The sequence below is a fragment of the uncultured Tissierella sp. genome, from assembly GCF_902479755.1.
Classification (GTDB): Bacteria; Bacillota; Clostridia; order Tissierellales; family Tissierellaceae; genus Tissierella; species Tissierella carlieri.
Map to the genome: position 1 here is coordinate 1 of NZ_CABSQO010000005.1, position 17893 is coordinate 17893.

The 17893-nt window shown below is 27.5% G+C and carries 17 protein-coding genes and 1 pseudogene; 13 read left to right on the forward strand and 5 right to left on the reverse strand.

Annotation, left to right across the window (positions count from 1 at the left end):
• Window positions 1-824: 824 nt before the first annotated feature.
• The gene (locus RDK80_RS03900; protein ID WP_094904454.1) at window positions 825-992 is read right to left on the reverse strand and encodes an aspartyl-phosphate phosphatase Spo0E family protein; all 168 of its coding nucleotides are present in this window, start codon (window positions 990-992) and stop codon (window positions 825-827) included.
• Window positions 993-1443: 451 nt separating this feature from the next.
• Window positions 1444-1584 carry a hypothetical protein gene (locus RDK80_RS03905; protein WP_308523536.1) on the reverse strand — a complete coding sequence of 47 codons (141 nt, stop codon included), beginning with the start codon at window positions 1582-1584 and terminating at the stop codon, window positions 1444-1446.
• A gap of 523 nt (window positions 1585-2107) precedes the next feature.
• On the opposite strand from RDK80_RS03905, the gene RDK80_RS03910 reads away from it, so the two are divergent.
• Window positions 2108-2257, forward strand: coding sequence for a hypothetical protein (locus tag RDK80_RS03910; protein WP_158220212.1), 150 nt, complete (start codon window positions 2108-2110; stop codon window positions 2255-2257).
• Between the two features lie 175 nt (window positions 2258-2432).
• On the opposite strand, the gene RDK80_RS03915 is transcribed toward RDK80_RS03910, so the two are convergent.
• Complete coding sequence (locus RDK80_RS03915; RefSeq protein ID WP_094904502.1) at window positions 2433-2642, reverse strand: hypothetical protein; 210 nt, start codon at window positions 2640-2642, stop codon at window positions 2433-2435.
• A gap of 379 nt (window positions 2643-3021) precedes the next feature.
• Between RDK80_RS03915 and RDK80_RS03920 the strand changes: the two genes are divergently transcribed.
• Both RDK80_RS03920 and ymfI read left to right on the forward strand, forming a co-directional pair.
• On the forward strand, window positions 3022-3441 hold the full coding sequence (locus RDK80_RS03920; RefSeq protein ID WP_201260094.1) for a hypothetical protein: 420 nt from the start codon (window positions 3022-3024) through the stop codon (window positions 3439-3441).
• Window positions 3442-3695: 254 nt separating this feature from the next.
• Entirely contained in the window at window positions 3696-4436 is a 741-nt protein-coding gene (ymfI, locus tag RDK80_RS03925) for an elongation factor P 5-aminopentanone reductase (RefSeq protein ID WP_308523537.1), read from the forward strand.
• 862 nt (window positions 4437-5298) lie between these two features.
• Here ymfI and RDK80_RS03930 read toward each other — a convergent pair.
• Entirely contained in the window at window positions 5299-5439 is a 141-nt protein-coding gene (locus RDK80_RS03930; protein WP_308523536.1) for a hypothetical protein, read from the reverse strand.
• Window positions 5440-5690: 251 nt separating this feature from the next.
• Between RDK80_RS03930 and RDK80_RS03935 the strand changes: the two genes are divergently transcribed.
• The 4 genes from RDK80_RS03935 (at window position 5691) to RDK80_RS03950 (ending at window position 8625) form a co-directional block, all read left to right on the forward strand.
• On the forward strand, window positions 5691-6047 hold the full coding sequence (locus tag RDK80_RS03935; protein ID WP_308523538.1) for a hypothetical protein: 357 nt from the start codon (window positions 5691-5693) through the stop codon (window positions 6045-6047).
• Between the two features lie 296 nt (window positions 6048-6343).
• Window positions 6344-7000: a TetR/AcrR family transcriptional regulator gene (locus RDK80_RS03940; protein ID WP_308523539.1), complete on the forward strand. Its 657-nt coding sequence runs from the start codon at window positions 6344-6346 to the stop codon at window positions 6998-7000.
• On the forward strand, window positions 6993-7265 hold the full coding sequence (locus tag RDK80_RS03945) for a hypothetical protein (protein WP_308523540.1): 273 nt from the start codon (window positions 6993-6995) through the stop codon (window positions 7263-7265). The genes RDK80_RS03940 and RDK80_RS03945 overlap by 8 nt, the downstream gene beginning before the upstream one ends.
• 988 nt (window positions 7266-8253) lie before the next feature.
• Window positions 8254-8625, forward strand: a complete 372-nt coding sequence (locus RDK80_RS03950; protein WP_308523541.1) for an HIT domain-containing protein — start codon at window positions 8254-8256, stop codon at window positions 8623-8625.
• On the opposite strand, the pseudogene RDK80_RS03955 reads toward RDK80_RS03950, so the two are convergent.
• Window positions 8609-9730, reverse strand: a pseudogene (locus tag RDK80_RS03955) (IS3 family transposase). The gene RDK80_RS03950 and the pseudogene RDK80_RS03955 overlap by 17 nt on opposite strands.
• Window positions 9731-10282: 552 nt before the next feature.
• On the opposite strand from RDK80_RS03955, the gene RDK80_RS03960 reads away from it, so the two are divergent.
• The 6 genes from RDK80_RS03960 to mutL all read left to right on the forward strand — a co-directional run bounded on the left by RDK80_RS03960 (window position 10283) and on the right by mutL (window position 17881).
• The gene (locus RDK80_RS03960) at window positions 10283-10633 is read left to right on the forward strand and encodes a DUF3796 domain-containing protein (protein WP_308523542.1); all 351 of its coding nucleotides are present in this window, start codon (window positions 10283-10285) and stop codon (window positions 10631-10633) included.
• Between the two features lies 1 nt (window position 10634).
• A complete protein-coding gene (locus tag RDK80_RS03965; RefSeq protein ID WP_094900151.1) occupies window positions 10635-10835 on the forward strand; it encodes a helix-turn-helix transcriptional regulator in 201 nt (66 codons plus the stop codon).
• 363 nt (window positions 10836-11198) lie between these two features.
• The gene (locus RDK80_RS03970; protein ID WP_094900150.1) at window positions 11199-11462 is read left to right on the forward strand and encodes a hypothetical protein; all 264 of its coding nucleotides are present in this window, start codon (window positions 11199-11201) and stop codon (window positions 11460-11462) included.
• Window positions 11463-12021: 559 nt separating this feature from the next.
• Window positions 12022-13350 carry a tRNA (N6-isopentenyl adenosine(37)-C2)-methylthiotransferase MiaB gene (gene miaB, locus RDK80_RS03975; RefSeq protein WP_094900149.1) on the forward strand — a complete coding sequence of 443 codons (1329 nt, stop codon included), beginning with the start codon at window positions 12022-12024 and terminating at the stop codon, window positions 13348-13350.
• 30 nt (window positions 13351-13380) lie between these two features.
• On the forward strand, window positions 13381-16002 hold the full coding sequence (gene mutS, locus RDK80_RS03980) for a DNA mismatch repair protein MutS (protein WP_308523543.1): 2622 nt from the start codon (window positions 13381-13383) through the stop codon (window positions 16000-16002).
• The gene (mutL, locus tag RDK80_RS03985; RefSeq protein WP_308523544.1) at window positions 15995-17881 is read left to right on the forward strand and encodes a DNA mismatch repair endonuclease MutL; all 1887 of its coding nucleotides are present in this window, start codon (window positions 15995-15997) and stop codon (window positions 17879-17881) included. The genes mutS and mutL overlap by 8 nt, the downstream gene beginning before the upstream one ends.
• Window positions 17882-17893: the final 12 nt, after the last annotated feature.

The window sequence follows — 17893 nt, forward strand, 5'->3', positions numbered from 1 at the left end:
ATGCAGCATAGAGTAATAGTATTCAAAGTATACGGAAATTATCTATTATAAAAAGAAAAAAATCTAGCAATTGATGTAGAACATGATGTTTTAGATTTAGTAATAGGTATTCAAATTCTAATGATCTCTATAGAAAATAGTCTTATAGAGCATATAGCAGAAGAAAATTTTATAAAGAGTACTTTGAATTATTAATTTACTTAGTAGGGTAAAATAATGAGTAAATTTCATAAAGACAATAAATATAAAAAGAATCGGGTACAAGCCCCGACTCAATTATTTTAATTTAGAAGAAATCACAGTTACAGAAAATAATCACTAGAATTAGAAAGAAGAATAATAGAGAGTCGTCCATACCACATTCTCTCTCGCATCCTCTTCTGCCGAACAAGCCACCCATAAAGACACCTCCTATTAAATTGAGATTTATTATCCTTACAATAGGATATGAATGATAGTGGTAAAGTGTTAATATTATTTATTAGAGATGTTGAATTATAGATTGAATGGAGGATGATTCAAATAATAATTAGTGTTATCTAAATAAATATAAGGAAAAAAGACTTTTGATTATTATCTTAATAAATATACTTATAAATGATAATTAATTAAATGAAAAATGACGAAATAAATTCTAAAACATATTTAGACACTAGAAAGTATATAACTTAGATTTATATAGAAAAATTACAAAAGCAAAAGCTTAGTAAATTAGAATAAATAAAAGCCTAGAAACAAAGAGGTATTAAGATAATATCTTTTTTCATGTAAATTTATAAAAAAATTCAAATAAGTGCAACAGGTTAAATGTATTTAATTAATAACTATTTTAAATCATGATATTGAGACAAGAGTTTGTCTAACAACTGACTTAATTTGATTACCTCTGAATCAAGAAGGTCGTATTTCTTATCCAATATTAAGTTATGAAGTTTAATTCTAGTTTCTTCAATTTCCTTAACAAGTTTTTCAATAGTATCTTTATCATGCAAGTCGCATACCCCTTTTCTGTAGCGGATTTATTTAACCTGTTACACTGATACAAGTTTACAAAAAAAATAAAGTGAGTAGTGACATTATTAAAAAAAAATGGAAGACTTAGCAAAGATAAATGAGAGTAGAAGAAAAAATTAATGGTTATACATAAATGGATAAGAAGTGGAATTACAGATGAGTAAACAACCAAGAATATTGATATTAATTTAAATTTTGTTATCATTATCACCGAATTGCTGAGGAAAACATTAATATTTATTAAGGTAGGATAAGATAGAGAAGTATTCTAAATATAATACTAATTACTATATATAAGATTCAGTAGTTAGTAAATTTAATGGTAAAAAATAAAGCAATAATAGATAAATAATTGTAATATTTTTGTAATATATTGATATAATAGAAAGGAAGAAGATTTATAGGGGAGGTGCCAGCTCCCCTATGAAACTAAACATCTTTTTGTGCAAAGAACTCTTCATTTGTAGTTGAGTTCTTTGTATTTTTTTTAGTAGAATGAAAAGTATTTATGCTGGCCACTAAATTAAGTAAAGCTGTTAAAGTTTTAAAGAGTTTCTCCCAGAATAACATTTCTATCACCTCCTATATATAAACTCAAATGAGTTAAATATTTCATAGAGATGAGATTAAACTGCATAGGGATATAAGAAATAAATAGCCAATATATGTCTCAATATTATTCTATGAGCGTGTTCACATAAATATTCTTATTTTATTAATAAAGTTGATATATAGTAAAATTACTAAATTGAATAATAATAACAGATAGAAATAGATGAGAAGTAATTGATTATATTTAAGAAAATATTGTTAGCTTAACTAAATTGAAATATCAAAGAGACCCTATAAAAGGTCTCTTTATATATGGGGGCGTTTTTGTTTATAAACAGATAGACTGTTGATAAGACATGTTCTAATGCCTAATAATATTATATTAACTTAATTAAATTAGGTGATATAAAGATGAAGAAAAATATAATAGTCAATATTAAAGTAACATTTATTTTTATATTTTAATTTCTTCAAAAAAGAAGGATTTCTTTAATCGTATATAGAATTATATAAGTAAATCTTATATAAAGGGTGATAAATAATGGTAGAGGACCTGTTATTTATAACTAAAAATTTATTAGCTCAATCAGAGTCTTCAAAGTTTTCACAGGCTGAAAGAGATTATATAATTAGAGTAGTCAGAAAAGCAGTATTTATATTACTTATTGAGTTCAGCAAGAGTAATAACTAGGATTAGATATCCTAGTCTTTTTTTGTGACATATGACTGATTTGTATAAGTTTCCTTATAAAATAAAAAGTAAAATCAAGTTTCATATAGAATATAAATAATAAGAAGTTAAAACAGGGGAATTTATGTCAGTATGACAGAACTTCAGATAAGATTTAATTCTATCGTTTTTTACATTATTTGAACATATTACTAAAAGGTATGTATACCGTGATATATAGAAATATCAGAAAACTTATTCCTATTATTAAATATTTAATAAGATTTTTATTCTGTTCACTTTTTTTCTTTTCCTCATCAAGTTTCTTTCTTCTTTCAATTTCATCCAACCTAGCTTTTTCTTTAATCGTTTCCTCTTGGTAAATAGGATCATTTTTTATATCCATACTATCACTCCTAACATTTTATTAAAATATATTCTTCTTAAAGATGGATTATCCGAAAAAGAAAAATTTTAAAAGCTTTTATAGAATTGTTACTATCTTAATAAGGTTAAAACTAAAACTACGTTGAATTCCTTTCTTTAACTGTGAGTTCGATGTTTTCAAAACATGCCTTAAAACTTCATTAATATTTACAGATATGGTATGTATAATGATTATTTAAGAAGAATTAAAAAGTATTATAATAAAATCTGATAATAAAAGTGATTAATTCTGCATCTTATAATCTTCTTTAATACCTTCAACTGAATATTTAAAGAAAAATCTTTTACACTATATAAGGTAAAAAGTATTATTCTAAATAGTATAAAGGATGAGGAAAATGAAGCAGTTAATTAAATATTTAATCTTATTCATAATTGGAGGAATATCCTATTTTTTTATTGAGATATTGTGGAGAGGATACTCTCATATGACAATGCTTATTCTAGGTGGATTATGTTTTATATTAGTGGGTTTAATAGGTGAACATTATTTCACATTTAATAAGTCTTTATTGCTGCAGCAAGTTATATCTTGTTTAATTATCACAGTATTAGAATTAGTATTTGGGTTAATTTTAAATTTAGGGATGGGATTAGATATTTGGGATTATAGTAATTTAAAATTTAACTTTATGGGGCAGATATGTTTAAAATATAGCATTCTATGGTTTTTTCTTTCTTTACCAACTATAATCCTTTACGACTATATAAGGTATTGGATATTTGGAGAAGAAAAACCATATTATAAATTTATCTAAGTTATAAAAAAACGAATAACCTGTAAAATACTGTATTATTTACAAAAAAATTATATGGTATTTTATGTTTTAAGTAATAGGTTATTAAAAATAAAAATGTTTATTCTACAATCCGAATAAATTAATGATATATGTTATAATGTCTATATGAATAATCTGCAATAATGGAACTTTATAAATTGAATCAAATATATATTTATGTCACAAAAGCTAGTAGGTAATATATAATTAAATATAGAAGGAGACTTTAATATATGTCGCATTTAAAAACCGTTATTATAACTGGTGCTTCGAGAGGTATTGGACGATCAATGGCAGAATTATTTGCCAATAAAGGATATAATGTATTAATTAATTTTAACCACTCTGAAAAAAAAGCTTTATATTTATATAATAAACTCAGAAATAAAGGATTATCTGTAAAGATATTTAAGGCAGATGTTTCTAAGAGGAATGAGGTAGAATTGATGATGAAGTTTTGTGTTGAAAAGTTTGGAGGACTTGACGTACTCATAAATAACGCAGGAATAAGTCAAGAAAAGATATTTACAGATATTACAGATGAAGATTTAGATGAGATTTTGAATGTTAATTTTAAAAGTGTATTTTACTGTTCTCAGAGTGCATTAAAATATATGCTTCCTAATAAGAGGGGGAAAATTGTTAATATTTCTTCTATATGGGGAATTGTTGGAGCTTCTTGTGAAGTTCATTATTCTGCCTCAAAGGCTGCTATAATTGGATTAACCAAAGCATTGGCTAAGGAACTGGGACCATCGAATATTCAAGTGAATTGTATTGCACCTGGAGTCATTCAGACAGATATGCTTTCGCCATATAATGAGGATGAATTATGTGTTCTTAAAGAAAATACACCATTAATGAGATTAGGAAGTCCTAATGATATAGCCGGATGTGCACTTTATTTAGCGTCTTCATACTCTGATTTTGTAACCGGGCAGATAATTAGTCCAAATGGAGGTTTTGTAATTTGAACCTTAAAAACTGAATAACAGGGTATCAAAAATCAAGATTCTATTACGGCAATATAGGAAATATGGTATAGTTTTCTTACTGGATATATGAAACTAAATAAAAAATATAATATAGAATTAAGAAATTTATGAAAGGATATGAAATAATGAAATATACTTTAGAAAAAATCCTATTTGGTATTGGTATTGTATTGCTGATATGTTTTTTCGGAGGTTTAGCATATATACGTGATGATTATTATACTAATACAATTACTTCGTATGCTTCTACACCATTATCTGTTTATAATATAATTCATGGGATAATATTTTTGGTACCAAGTATTCTATGCTTTATAGTATCGCTGGTGTTACGTTCAAAGTCAAAAAATAAATCTTAGTTTATATGTGAATGTTTTATATAAAATGTAATAATTACATAACAGAATATTTACTTTAATACCGTATCGTTCAGTCTATATAGGTAATTCAAAATTGGAATACTTCGTTGAAAGTATAAAGCATATGATAGTTTTCAAAACTTTTGTTTCAGTGGTTGCGGGGCTATTGGTGGCTGGTATACAGTTCATTATTCAAAGACTAGTGAAATGAACATATTCTGTATTTGTAATTAAGACCGAATGTAATACAGTCAATCATTAAGAAGAAACTTGGTGATTCAGTAGTAAAACTATATGCTTTTATTGTAGCATTAGTACTTATTTTTATTTTTGTCAATTCTGGCCAAGGTGCTGAAAGAATATTACTCAAAATAGGCAGAAAAAATCAAATAAATAAGCAAATAATTGTAATATTTTTGTAATACATTTATATAATAGAAAGGAAGAAGATTTATAGGGGAGGTGCCAGCTCCCCTATGAAACTAAACATCTTTTTGTGCAAAGAACTCTTCATTTGTAGTTGAGTTCTTTGTATTTTTTTTAGTAGAATGAAAAGTATTTATGCTGGCCACTAAATTAAGTAAAGCTGTTAAAGTTTTAAAGAGTTTCTCCCAGAATAACATTTCTATCACCTCCTATATATAAACTCAAATGAGTTAAATATTTCATAGAGATGAGATTAAATTAGATAGGGATATGAAAAATAAATAGTTAATGTATGTGTTAATATTATTTTATGAGATGGTTTACATAAATATTCTTGATATTAAAGGATATGTCCATTCTTTCTATTTTATAGTAACACTTGTACAAACTCATAATATACTAATATTGGGAAAGAAATTCCCAATACAAAATAAGGAAGGCGAAAGCAATGGATTACGAACAAGTGGCTAGCGGAAAACCAATATGCAACGATCCAATTATGATAGGCGCAACATGCGTAGCCCAAATAGATGGAAGATTTTTCTTGCTTATAGAAATAGAAATAGACGTTATGGGTAATGAGAGAGAAGAAGTAATCATATTTGAGATAACAGCAGCACAAGCAGCAGCACTAATAGCATCGGGAGTCATGCGTTGCCAAATAGTTAATACAATCCCTACAGGAAGAGAAGTAAATCTTATTTGCGTGTTTGTAGTAGGTCAAAATGCATTCTTGGTATTTAATGTTGAAAATGCAACTGATCGTCTAGTTCTAGTTAGAGTACCTTTGTGTACTATCATTTAATATAATAAGTGATTACGACTATAGAGTTATTAGACCAGGATTAATTTTCTGGTCTTTTTTATTGAAGAATTTAATATAGATTTAAAATAGTAAAGAGACCTACTAGGAAGTTCTCTTAAGAGAATGTATTTTATATAATGGCAGTTATGAATTACTAGTGGTGATGTAAATTCTAAAAAATGAGTACATTGAAAATTGAGTAATACAGTTAATTAACTGAAGAAAATGTTCTTGACATTTAAAGATTAATATTATAACTTATATATACCGACGGTTGGTATGCAAGGAGTGATTAAATGTCAAGAAATAAATATCCAGAACAAACAATTGAGAAAATATTATGTGTCTCAGGAAGATTATTTAGCGAAAAAGGATTTGATAAAACAAGTATACAGGATATTATTAATGAACTAGAAATGTCGAAAGGTGCAATTTATCATCATTTTAAATCCAAAGAAGAAATTTTAGATGCTATAACCAAAAAGCAATTAAGTTATTCAAATCAGATGTTAAAAAAATTAATAAAGGATACAAAAGCGAATAATGGTAGAGAAAAACTTGTACGTATATTAGAAGCTACTATGTCTGATGAAGAAGCACATTCTTTAGATAATGTACTAATGAGTCAAATAAAAAATCCACAATTTGTAGTTTTGGGCATCAAAGCAGGTATTAATAGTGACGCACCCATTTTAAGTGAAATAATACAAGAAGGAATAGAGGATGGTTCTATTAATACAGAGTTTCCAAATGAATGCGCTGAGATATTCATGTTACTTGTTAATATTTGGATAAATCCAGTTTTATTCAATCGTAATACTTCTGAAACATTAAGTAGATTAAAGCTTTTACAAATGTTAATGAAACAACTTGGAGTTGATATTGTAAGTGATAAACTCATTAAACAAATCTTAAAAAGACATTCAGATATCATGGAGGATAAAAATGAATAATATTAATGAAAAGCTTTTGCAAATAACAAAAAAAGCACTAACTAAAACAGAAAAAGCAATGGAAAGAACAGGAGCAATACCTAAGATATCCTCTGCAGTTCAATATAAGGGTTGTTTAGTGGGATTAGGTATTGGAACTATACTTATAGTGGGTGGAATTATTGGGCTATTAATGAAAAAACAAATATGGCCGCTAGGTACTCTAATTGCTGGAACAACAACTATTATTAGTAACATTATAACTATGAAAAAGTTACAGGCATAGAGTCAGATTATTATAGAATTATAGAATTATAGAATTATAGTAATAAAATATATAGATATAATTAAATGTATAAAAAATTTTGGATACTCTATTATTCAGAAAAGAATTGTACGGTATCTTTATTGATTTTGTAATTATTAAATAACGGTTAGAGGCTTTAGAAGGCTAGGGATAATAAAATAAAATCCTTGGGCTTTTCTTTTTTTTGGGAAGGAGAACATGTAGGAATTACAGATAGAATTAAATAAATATAGAAGTGACCTTAATAAAGCTATTACAATTATAAAAGAAAGAGGAAAGACTAAAGCAATAGCTGAAAGAAATTATAGAGTAGAATTAGCAAAAGAGATATTAAGATTAGAAGTTATATCAGTCACAATAATATCAGATCTATGTAGAGGAAATGAAAGGATAGGAGAATTGAAAATGGAAAGAGGTGAGCTAATGATTATATAAACATATAGGTGATAGTTTAGTAAGACAGATATTTAAATTAAGATGTATAAATGGACTAGAATGGAAACAGTGAATGTAAGTATAAGAGGAAATGTCATCATATTCATTTTGAATGTGTTAAAATATATATAGAAACTTATTTCAAATCACATGTCAAAATTAAATAAGGATTTACATTAAATCGAATCAGTTCTTTGGTGGATTTTTTATAATCTAAGCAGATATACTCATAAATGATAACTTTTTAATTTAAATTTATATGAAATTGTGGAGATGACTTACTGAAGAAATTACAAAAAATTATGCTATAATAGCTGGAGTTATGCTTTATAATTACATTTTGACATGAATTAGAGAAGGTCGGCTACTTAGATTAGACGTAATAAATCTATGCAGAGCTTTTCCTTATCTCAGAAATGAAAAAAGAGACTGGTTCAAATTTCTATTACGAAGATTGCTTGGTCGGATTATAGAAAAAGTGAGTGGCAAAAGTAATATGTATTTATTAATGCTAAATAAAGGAGGAGTTAAATTGTACGTTAAGCAATTATCCGAAAACGAAAAAATAGCACTAAATGAAAGATATGAAAAAATAAAAGAACTGCAAGAAAAGGGCACATGTTTCTCATGTTATAATTTTATTACAGGAGATATATTTCCTGATGATGGTTTAATTTTTTACGAGGATGAAAAGGTAAGGTGTCAATTTGAAAAATATCCAAGAGCAACGGGACATACAATTATTGTAGCAAAGGAACATTATGAAGATATTTCTGAAATGCCTCTTGAATTAGGAGTGCATATATTAAAAATATCAGATGCAATAATTAAACTTCATAAAGAAATTATAGGTGCAGAAAAAGTATATATGGATTGTCAACACTTATTTAGACAGTTTTTTTAAGGTTATGTAATTTATATTCTTTAGGACTTAAATATTCTAATGCCCCATGAATTCTAATATTGTTAAACCAATTTACATAATCAGCTAACATAATTTCTAACTGTTCTAAGCTTTCAAAATGATAGTTATTAGCAAATTCAGTTTTAAATATCTTGAATGTAGCTTCAGCTACAGCATTGTCATAGGGACAGCCTTTCATACCTAAAGAACGCTTAATTTTGAATGTATCTAGGACTTCATCTATTATCTTATTTTTGAATTCGTTACCTAGATCTGTATGAAATAATGTAATATCATCTAATCTAGTTTTAACCCTTGCAAATGCTCTATAAACTAAAGGTGTATCTTTATTAGGGCCAACACTATAGCCAATTATTTCTCTATTAAATAGGTCGACTAAGAAACATACATAATTCCATCTTTTATTAACTCTAACATATGTTAAATCGCTGACTACAGCTGCGTAAGGTTCATCTGTATTAAATTCTCTATTTAGTTCATTAGCAATCTTTGATTCATTACATTTATCCACATGTGGCTTGTACTGGGCAACTGTATAGTTTGATACTAAGCCATTTTGCTTCATTATTCTACCTATTTTTCTTCTAGATACTATATATCCTGCTTTTTTAAGCTCAACTTTGATTTTTCTTGTACCATAGTTGTTTCTGCTTGCTTTAAATATTTCAGCAACCTTTGGTGTTTTTTTCATCTGTAGATTCTTTGGCTTTTGATTCATAGTAATAAGTACTTCTAGGGATTTGTAGGACTTTACACATTGCTGATATACTGTATTTATGAGCATTATTCTTAATCACATTTACTTTTGTCCTAATATCAGCGCCGCTTGCTTTAAAATATCATTATCCATCTTTAGTTGTTGATTTTCTTTTCTTAACCTTATTAGCTCATTTTCTTCTGGGGAACGATTATCTTTTTCTTGGAAAGATCCAGTTGTTTGGCTTCTTTTTATCCAAGTATTAAAGGCAGTAGGTGTTAAGTCATATTCAGCAATAATATCATTCTTAGACTTACCACTTTCGTATAATTTTACCATTTGTTCTTTGAATTCAGGGGTATAGGTTCTTCTTTCTCTTTTTGTCATATAAACTCTCTCCTTTTTCTACTATTAGTTTACATGACCTTATTTTAGTTGTCTAGTTTATAGTAACCTATCCAATATGTGTACAATATGTGACGGTAAAAGAAATCATTTACATTTTCAACTTCTCCCTCGATTAAAAGGAGAGACGACGGGCTATGGAAACTTTGTCAGAGAAGAAGGAATAATTATGGATTATCATGAAACAGCAGAACTTTATAAGCATAAACTAAAAAGAATTATGCTATAAGTAAGGAAGTCCAAGAATACCATTGTAAAATGCAATTTGAAACGTTAGTGTTGTTATTCTGAGCTTGTCGAGGAAGCTAGCTTTGTTATCCTACTGAAAGCAGCTAGATAGTTGACACAATTGTAGAATTAAGCGTAATGGAAATGATTGATAAAACAACTAGTTAGTATCTTTTATTAATATAGTAGTGAAAAATATATCACTTTATAATATTAGCAAAGTAAACCCAATGTGATGCATATATATCATTATGATACATATATATATCATTATGATACATATATATATCATAAAGGGGGGGCATTATGATAAAAAAACAGTTTTATTTTGGGTTTTTCGGCTTAATAGGATTTAAGAGTTTGCTATACTTTCATACAGGAAATTTATCAGATTTAGCGTATATTGGATTTTTTGGTTTCTTTGCTAACTTTTTTACTGGTAAAATTAGTGGGAGTAAAGAAGATGAACGATATGTTGAAAATAGGAAAACAGCATTGGCTTTTATTGCTCCATTAGCTATTCTTGCAGTAGCTATTATATGGAGCTCTACCGTTCTTGTAAGGGATATTGAATTAATTAGGGTATTAATTTTCTTGTTATCTGCAATTTTATTAAATGTATATGGTATAAAATTATATATATTAGAGGAAAAATAATATGGCTAAATTCGTTTGCAAGCTAAAAAGATATAGACAATTAAAAGAATTAACACAAGAGCAACTTGCAGATATTGTTGGTGTAAGAAGAGAGACAATAATGAGACTTGAATCTGGAAAATATAATCCTTCATTAAAACTTGCTATAGATATTTCAAAAGCAGTAAATACTCCTATTGAAGAAATATTTATATTTGATTAGATTAATTATTTTACTTTATTAATTTTCATGTCATATTTTTTATATTTTACATCATAATTTTTAGAACTTAATATTTCATTGAGATACCGTATTATTCAGAAACGAATCTTACGGTATTTTTATATTATACTTTAAGTAACTAGAACTATTTATGTAAAGTAATAATTAAAAAATTGAACATTGAAAACTGAATAATGGGGTATTTAAAATAAAGGTATCTACCGTAATATACCAAATAAATTCATTATATATGTTATAATATCCACATAAGTAATTCGTAATAGTAATTTTATGTGCGGTAAAAAAGTCGAAGGCTAGAAGGAATTGTATCTTTAAAGATAATCTTAGAGGGGGTAGATTGTTATGGATATTGGTAGAATATTAATTTTCTTTCCTGCAATGATATTCTTTTTTTATTCGTTTTGGAAACATAGAAAAGATTTTTATTTATTGTGTGGAATTGCGTGTTGGTTGAGCGTGTTTTATGTTGGAAAGCATAATTTGCATCAAGTCCTTCAAGATTCTACAAAAGCAATCATAAATAGCATCTCTAAATTTTTTCTAATCTTAGTATTTACATTATATTTTATAAAATCATTTAAAGAAGTCAAAGAAATCAAGAAATAAAATATATAGGTAAAAACATAGTGCTAATACACATAATTTATATTAAACGTCATACTTGTCAAAACTAAATATTTGATTGAAATACTATATTATCGCGAAAAAAATTGTACGATATTTTTATTGATATTGTAATTATAAAATTATAGATAGAGGCTTTAGAAGCCCAAGGAGAATAAAATTAAATCCTTGGGTTTTTCTTTTTGGGAGGAAAAACATACAGGACCTAGAGATAGAATTAAATAAATATAGATATATGCTTAATGCTATTGTATTAATTTAATGGAATTATGTGATATAAAATATGAAGATAAATATAACGATTAATACTAAAGTAGATTTCAAAATAATATTTTTTTATTTAAAAATTTTTCTCTAAAAAGAAGGAGTTTTAATTCGAATATTGAACTATATAAGTAAAATCTAATGTAAAGAATAATGGTAGAGAGCCTATTGTCTCGTTTATAACATTACTTCCCTCCTTGATTTTCCTAGCTCTTTTTTTATGTTCTAATATTTGATATAATAATTATACAAATATTTTTATGAGGTGAATTTCAAAATGGTAGAAAAGCAAAAAACCTTCTTTACAAAAACTTATGGTTGTCAAATGAATGAGCATGATTCGGAAAAAATTTCATGGATATTAGAAAATATGAACTATATTGAAACTCAAAATATCGAAGAAGCCGATTTTATAATATATAATACTTGCTTAGTTAGAGAAAATGCAGAAGTTAAAGTGTACGGAAATTTAGGTTCTTTAAAGCAATTAAAAAGGCAGAAACCTGATTTGATGATTGCAGTTTGTGGATGTATGATGCAAAGAGAAGAGGCTAGGAATGTTATATTATCCAAGCATAAACATGTAGATATAATATTTGGAACCCATAATATCCATAAGCTGCCACAACTGATTAATAATCATTTACAAACAGGCGAGACTATTGTGGATATATTTGAAGATGGTAGAGAAATAATCGAAAATATCAACTCCAATCGAAAGTATTCATATAAGGCATTTGTCAATATCATGTACGGATGCAATAATTTTTGCACATATTGTATAGTACCTTATACTAGAGGAAGAGAAAATAGTAGAGAGCCTGAAAATATAATTAAGGAGATAGAAGAATTAGCTAAGAATGGATGTAAAGAAGTTACTTTATTAGGACAGAATGTGAATTCATATGGCAAAACTTTAAAAACTGACTATAGTTTTACGGATCTACTAAAGGATATCAATAAAATAGAAGGTATTGAAAGAATTAGATTTATGACATCTCATCCTAAAGATTTATCGGATGAATTGATTAATTGTTACGCTACTTTAGATAAACTATGCGGACATTTGCATCTTCCGGTCCAATCAGGCAGCAATAAGGTTTTAAAAGAAATGAATAGAAATTACACTAGAGAAGGCTATTTAAAGATTATCAATAACCTAAAAAAATTAGTTCCAAATATCTCGATTACAACAGATATTATTATTGGCTTCCCAGGAGAAACTGAAGAAGATTTTAATGATACATTAGAATTAGTAAGAGAGGTAAGATTTGACTCAGCTTTTACTTTTTTATATTCCATTAGAGAGGGTACCAAAGCTGCAAAGATGGAAAATCAAATAGATGACAAAGTTAAACATAGTAGATTTCAAAGATTAACAGATACATTGAACGAAATTGCTTTAGAGTTAAATCAAAAACTAGTTGGTGAAACATTAGAAGTGCTAGTAGAAGAAGTAAGTAAAAATAATACTGAAGTCTTAACAGGAAGATCAAGAAACAATAAGCTTGTGCATTTTAAAGGAAATGAGGATCTCATAGGTTCTATAGTGAGTGTAAAAATTGAAAATGTTAAAACTTTTACACTTGAGGGCAGTTTAGTTTAATATGGTTCTCTTTAAAAAGGAGGAAAATTTTTGGAAAATTTAACACCAATGATGCAACAATATATGAGTATAAAAAAACAATATGAAGATTGTATACTCTTCTTTAGATTAGGCGATTTTTATGAAATGTTCTTTGATGATGCTTTGACTGCTTCAAGAGAATTAGAAATAACCTTAACTCAAAGGGACTGTGGCATGAGTGAAAAGGCTCCTATGTGTGGAGTACCTCATCATGTATCGGATTCATATGTATCTAGATTAGTTGAAAAGGGATATAAAGTAGCTATCTGTGAACAGATAGAAGATCCAGCATTAGCCAAGGGAATTGTGCAAAGAGATGTAATTAAGGTTGTTACTCCTGGAACTATAACAGATCAAACTATTCTAGATGAAAAATCTAATAATTATTTAGTATCTATCTATTTGGATAATCTGGGACTAGGAATTTCCTATGTTGATAATTCAACTGGGGAAATGTATACTACTGAACTTATAGGAGAAGGAGATGAAATCAATTCTTTTCTTATAGATGAACTGGGTAAAATACTCCCATCTGAAATTATATGTAATGATGTATTTAGCAGAAATACTAAGATTCTAAAGATTTTGAAAAATACTATTAATCCATATATTAATATTTATAAAGAAGATGAGATAGCAAAGAAAGATTGGAAATCTATGGTTTTGAGCCATTTTGATGTTGAAACCTTAGAGCAAATAGAATTAAATAATAGATTATATTCTATTATCGCTACAGGTAAATTAATAGATTATCTATATAAAACTCAGAAGTCTTCTCTGGAGCATATTAACAGCATATCTTATTATAAGCCAAATAACTATATGATATTAGATATAAGCACTAGAGCAAATCTTGAAATTCATGAAACAATCATAAAAAAGGATAGGAAAGGTGCCTTAATTGGATTATTAGATAAAACATCTACATCTATGGGTGGAAGACTTTTGAAGAAGTGGTTAGAGCAGCCTTTAGTAAATATAGCTGAAATAGAAAAGCGTAATAGTATTGTAGAATACTTTTTTAATAATATTGTAATTATGGATGATATTAAATCAATTTTAAGGCAAATATACGATATTGAAAGACTGGCTAGTAAAATATCTAATGGAAATTGCAATGCAAGAGATTTAATATCTTTAAAATCTTCAATTTCTGTTTTACCAGATTTTAAGAGAATATTAAAAAACTGTGATAACATAGAATTAGGTGATATGGGAATTAGTCTTGATACATTAGAGGATATTTACTTATTATTAGAGAAGGGAATTAATGAAAATCCTCCCATATCTTTAAAAGATGGTGGATTAATAAAGGAAGGTTATGATTCTGAATTAGATAAAATTAGAGAAGCTTGTTTAAGCGGAAAGGAATGGCTCGCAGCTTTAGAATCTAAGGAAAGAGAAAAGACTGGTATTAAGAATTTAAAAGTAGGATTTAATAAAATCTACGGATACTATTTTGAAGTTACTAAATCTAATATTTCTTCAGTTCCTGATTATTTTATTAGAAAACAGACCTTAACTAATTCTGAACGATATTATACTGAAGAATTAAAAAATATGGAAGATAAGATATTAGGTGCTGAAGTTAAATCCTTAGATTTGGAATACCAAATTTTTAGTGATATTAGAAATAAAGTCAAGAAAAACATTGAACGAATCCAAAATGCAAGTAGGATAATTTCTCAAGTTGACGTATTAAATGCTTTTGCTCAAGTAGCATATAAATTGAATTTTGTTAAACCTAATTTCAATAAAAAGGGAATAATTCATATTGTAGATGGAAGACATCCCGTAGTAGAAAATAATATTGAAAATAATTTATTTATACCTAATGATACCTACTTAGATACAAAAAATAATATGGTGCAGATAATTACTGGTCCAAATATGGCTGGTAAATCTACTTATATGAGACAAGTCGCTATCATTACCCTTTTAGCTCATATAGGTGCATTTGTACCAGCAAGTAGTGCAAATATATCCGTAGTAGATAGAATATTTACTAGAATTGGAGCGGCAGATAACCTTTCTCAAGGTGAGAGTACATTTATGGTTGAAATGAATGAAGTGTCTAATATAATAAGATCTGCTACTAAGAATAGTTTAATTATTTTAGATGAAGTAGGAAGAGGAACAAGTACCTATGACGGTTTAAGTATAGCATGGGCTATAGTAGAGCATATTACTAATGTTATAAAAGCAAAAACTCTATTTGCAACTCATTATCATGAATTAACTCAGCTTCAAGCAAAAAATAAAGGTATAAAGAATTTAACAATAGCTGCAGAAGAAAAAGGAGATCAAATTGTATTTTTAAGAAAAATAGTTGAAGGTAGTACTAATAGATCTTATGGGATAGAAGTTGCTAAATTAGCTGGGATAAATAGAGATGTTATTGACAGAGCTAATGAGATATTGTCATTGATTGAAGGTAATCATCAAATTAATATTAATAATATACCTAAAGAAGAGCCTAAACAATTAAATTTAATAGATTATAAGAAAGATTATTATCTTGATAAGGTTTTAAATTTAGATATAGATAGTATCACGCCTAGGGATGCCTTAAACATTCTTTATAATTTAAGAGATGATGCAAAAAAACTAAGGGGAGATAATAATGGGTAAGATTAAACTATTAGATAATATAACTATACAAAAGATCGCTGCAGGAGAAGTTATTGAAAGACCGTTATCTATAGTTAAAGAATTAATAGAGAATTCCCTAGATGCTAATTCAGAAAATATAATAATTGAAATTAAAAATGGTGGAAAATCTTATATTCGAGTTACAGATGATGGAGATGGTATTGAGGACGAAGATTTGAACTTAGCTTTTAAAAGACATTCAACATCAAAGCTATCTACTATTGAGGATTTATATAGAATAAAATCTTTAGGATTTAGAGGTGAAGCTTTAGCAAGCATATCTCATGTTTCAAAGGTGGAAGTTATGACTAAAACCAGTAATGCCGTAGGAGGTATTCATGCTATAGTTGAAGAAGGGGAAATTAAATCTAAAGAAGTTGTAGGATGTCCCAAAGGTACTACACTTATCGTAAAAGATTTATTTTACAATCTGCCAGTTAGAAAAGAATTTCTAAAATCAGATTTGGTTGAATCTAATCAAATTTCTGATATAGTATATAAGGTAGCTCTTGGAAATCTAAATACTTCATTTAAATTTATACGAGATGATAAAGTGGTTTTAAAGACTTCAAAAAATAATGATATGAAAACACATATATATAGCATCTTAGGGAAGGAGTTTTCTAATAATTTAGTCCAAATTGATTTTGAAGAATATGGGATTCATCTCCATGGATATATATCTAATAATAATTTATATAGAAGCAATAGAAATCATCAGTATATTTATATTAATGGAAGATATATAAATAATATTAATATATCGAATACTATAGAAAATCACTATAAATCTCTCATTCCACTAAATAGATTTCCTTGTTTTATTCTTTTTATAGAACTAGATCCTAGTACTATAGATGTAAATATACATCCTACTAAGCAAGAGATTAAATTTGCTAATCAATCCGAGATATTTTCAGTAATAGATAAAGCTATTAAGGACACATTGTATCCTTCATTATCTGTACCTAAAGTAGGTTTTAAGGAGACTAAGGAAAAGATTAAGGAAGAAAAACCTCCACTATTATTTATGAATACTAATGCTAATATACAAGATGATATCGTGGTTAAGGACTTTACTCGTAAATCAATATTTGAAGAAGAAAAGCTAAATGAACCTCATGGATCTAGTATGAGATTAGAAAATGAATTGTTAATCAGGGAAGATATTGGCAGGGAGGTAATTCCATCTAACGAAAGTATTGAAAAACTAAATGAATCTCATGGAGCTAGTATAAGATCAGAGGTTGATGACAGTCCTGATGATATTAAAAATATTCTTTCAGACATAGAGCCAATAGGAGTAATCTTTAACACCTATATACTTGCTGATGATAAAGTTAATGAAAAATTATATTTTATTGATCAACATGCAGCCCATGAAAGGGTTATGTATGAAAAATATTTAGAAGAATATAGCAATGAAAATATAATAGCCCAGCAACTTTTAATTCCAGAAATTGCAGAATTAACAAACTCAGAAATGAGCGATTTCCTAGAAAATATATCGATTTTTAAAAAACTGGGATTTGACATTGAAGAGTTTGGAAATAATAGTGTGGTTATCCGATCTGTTCCTTTAGTCTTTGGAGTGCCAAATATTAGAGAATTGTTTTATGATTTACTTGATAATATTAATAATATTAAAAGTAATTATGATACTAAGCTGGAAAAGATTATGAAATTAGCCTGTACTAAGGCTGTTAAAAGTGGAGATCATATGAGTGAAATTGAGATGTTTAGTTTGTTTGAGCAGCTGAAAAGGTGCAATAATCCTCATAGTTGCCCACATGGCAGACCGACAGTTCTAGAAATGAGTAAGACAGATATAGAAAAGGCGTTTTTAAGGATCATGTAAAAGGATGATAGA

Coding starts and splice junctions, on each gene's coding strand:
- miaB (WP_094900149.1), top strand. CDS start 12,022: ATGGTAGAAAAGCAAAAAACCTTCTTTACAAAAACTTATGGTTGTCAA.
- mutL (WP_308523544.1), top strand. CDS start 15,995: ATGGGTAAGATTAAACTATTAGATAATATAACTATACAAAAGATCGCT.
- RDK80_RS03920 (WP_201260094.1), top strand. CDS start 3,022: ATGAAGCAGTTAATTAAATATTTAATCTTATTCATAATTGGAGGAATA.
- RDK80_RS03940 (WP_308523539.1), top strand. CDS start 6,344: ATGTCAAGAAATAAATATCCAGAACAAACAATTGAGAAAATATTATGT.
- RDK80_RS03930 (WP_308523536.1), bottom strand. CDS start 5,439: ATGTTATTCTGGGAGAAACTCTTTAAAACTTTAACAGCTTTACTTAAT.
- RDK80_RS03960 (WP_308523542.1), top strand. CDS start 10,283: ATGATAAAAAAACAGTTTTATTTTGGGTTTTTCGGCTTAATAGGATTT.
- RDK80_RS03970 (WP_094900150.1), top strand. CDS start 11,199: ATGGATATTGGTAGAATATTAATTTTCTTTCCTGCAATGATATTCTTT.
- RDK80_RS03965 (WP_094900151.1), top strand. CDS start 10,635: ATGGCTAAATTCGTTTGCAAGCTAAAAAGATATAGACAATTAAAAGAA.
- RDK80_RS03945 (WP_308523540.1), top strand. CDS start 6,993: ATGAATAATATTAATGAAAAGCTTTTGCAAATAACAAAAAAAGCACTA.
- RDK80_RS03915 (WP_094904502.1), bottom strand. CDS start 2,642: ATGGATATAAAAAATGATCCTATTTACCAAGAGGAAACGATTAAAGAA.
- ymfI (WP_308523537.1), top strand. CDS start 3,696: ATGTCGCATTTAAAAACCGTTATTATAACTGGTGCTTCGAGAGGTATT.
- RDK80_RS03905 (WP_308523536.1), bottom strand. CDS start 1,584: ATGTTATTCTGGGAGAAACTCTTTAAAACTTTAACAGCTTTACTTAAT.
- RDK80_RS03935 (WP_308523538.1), top strand. CDS start 5,691: ATGGATTACGAACAAGTGGCTAGCGGAAAACCAATATGCAACGATCCA.
- RDK80_RS03910 (WP_158220212.1), top strand. CDS start 2,108: ATGGTAGAGGACCTGTTATTTATAACTAAAAATTTATTAGCTCAATCA.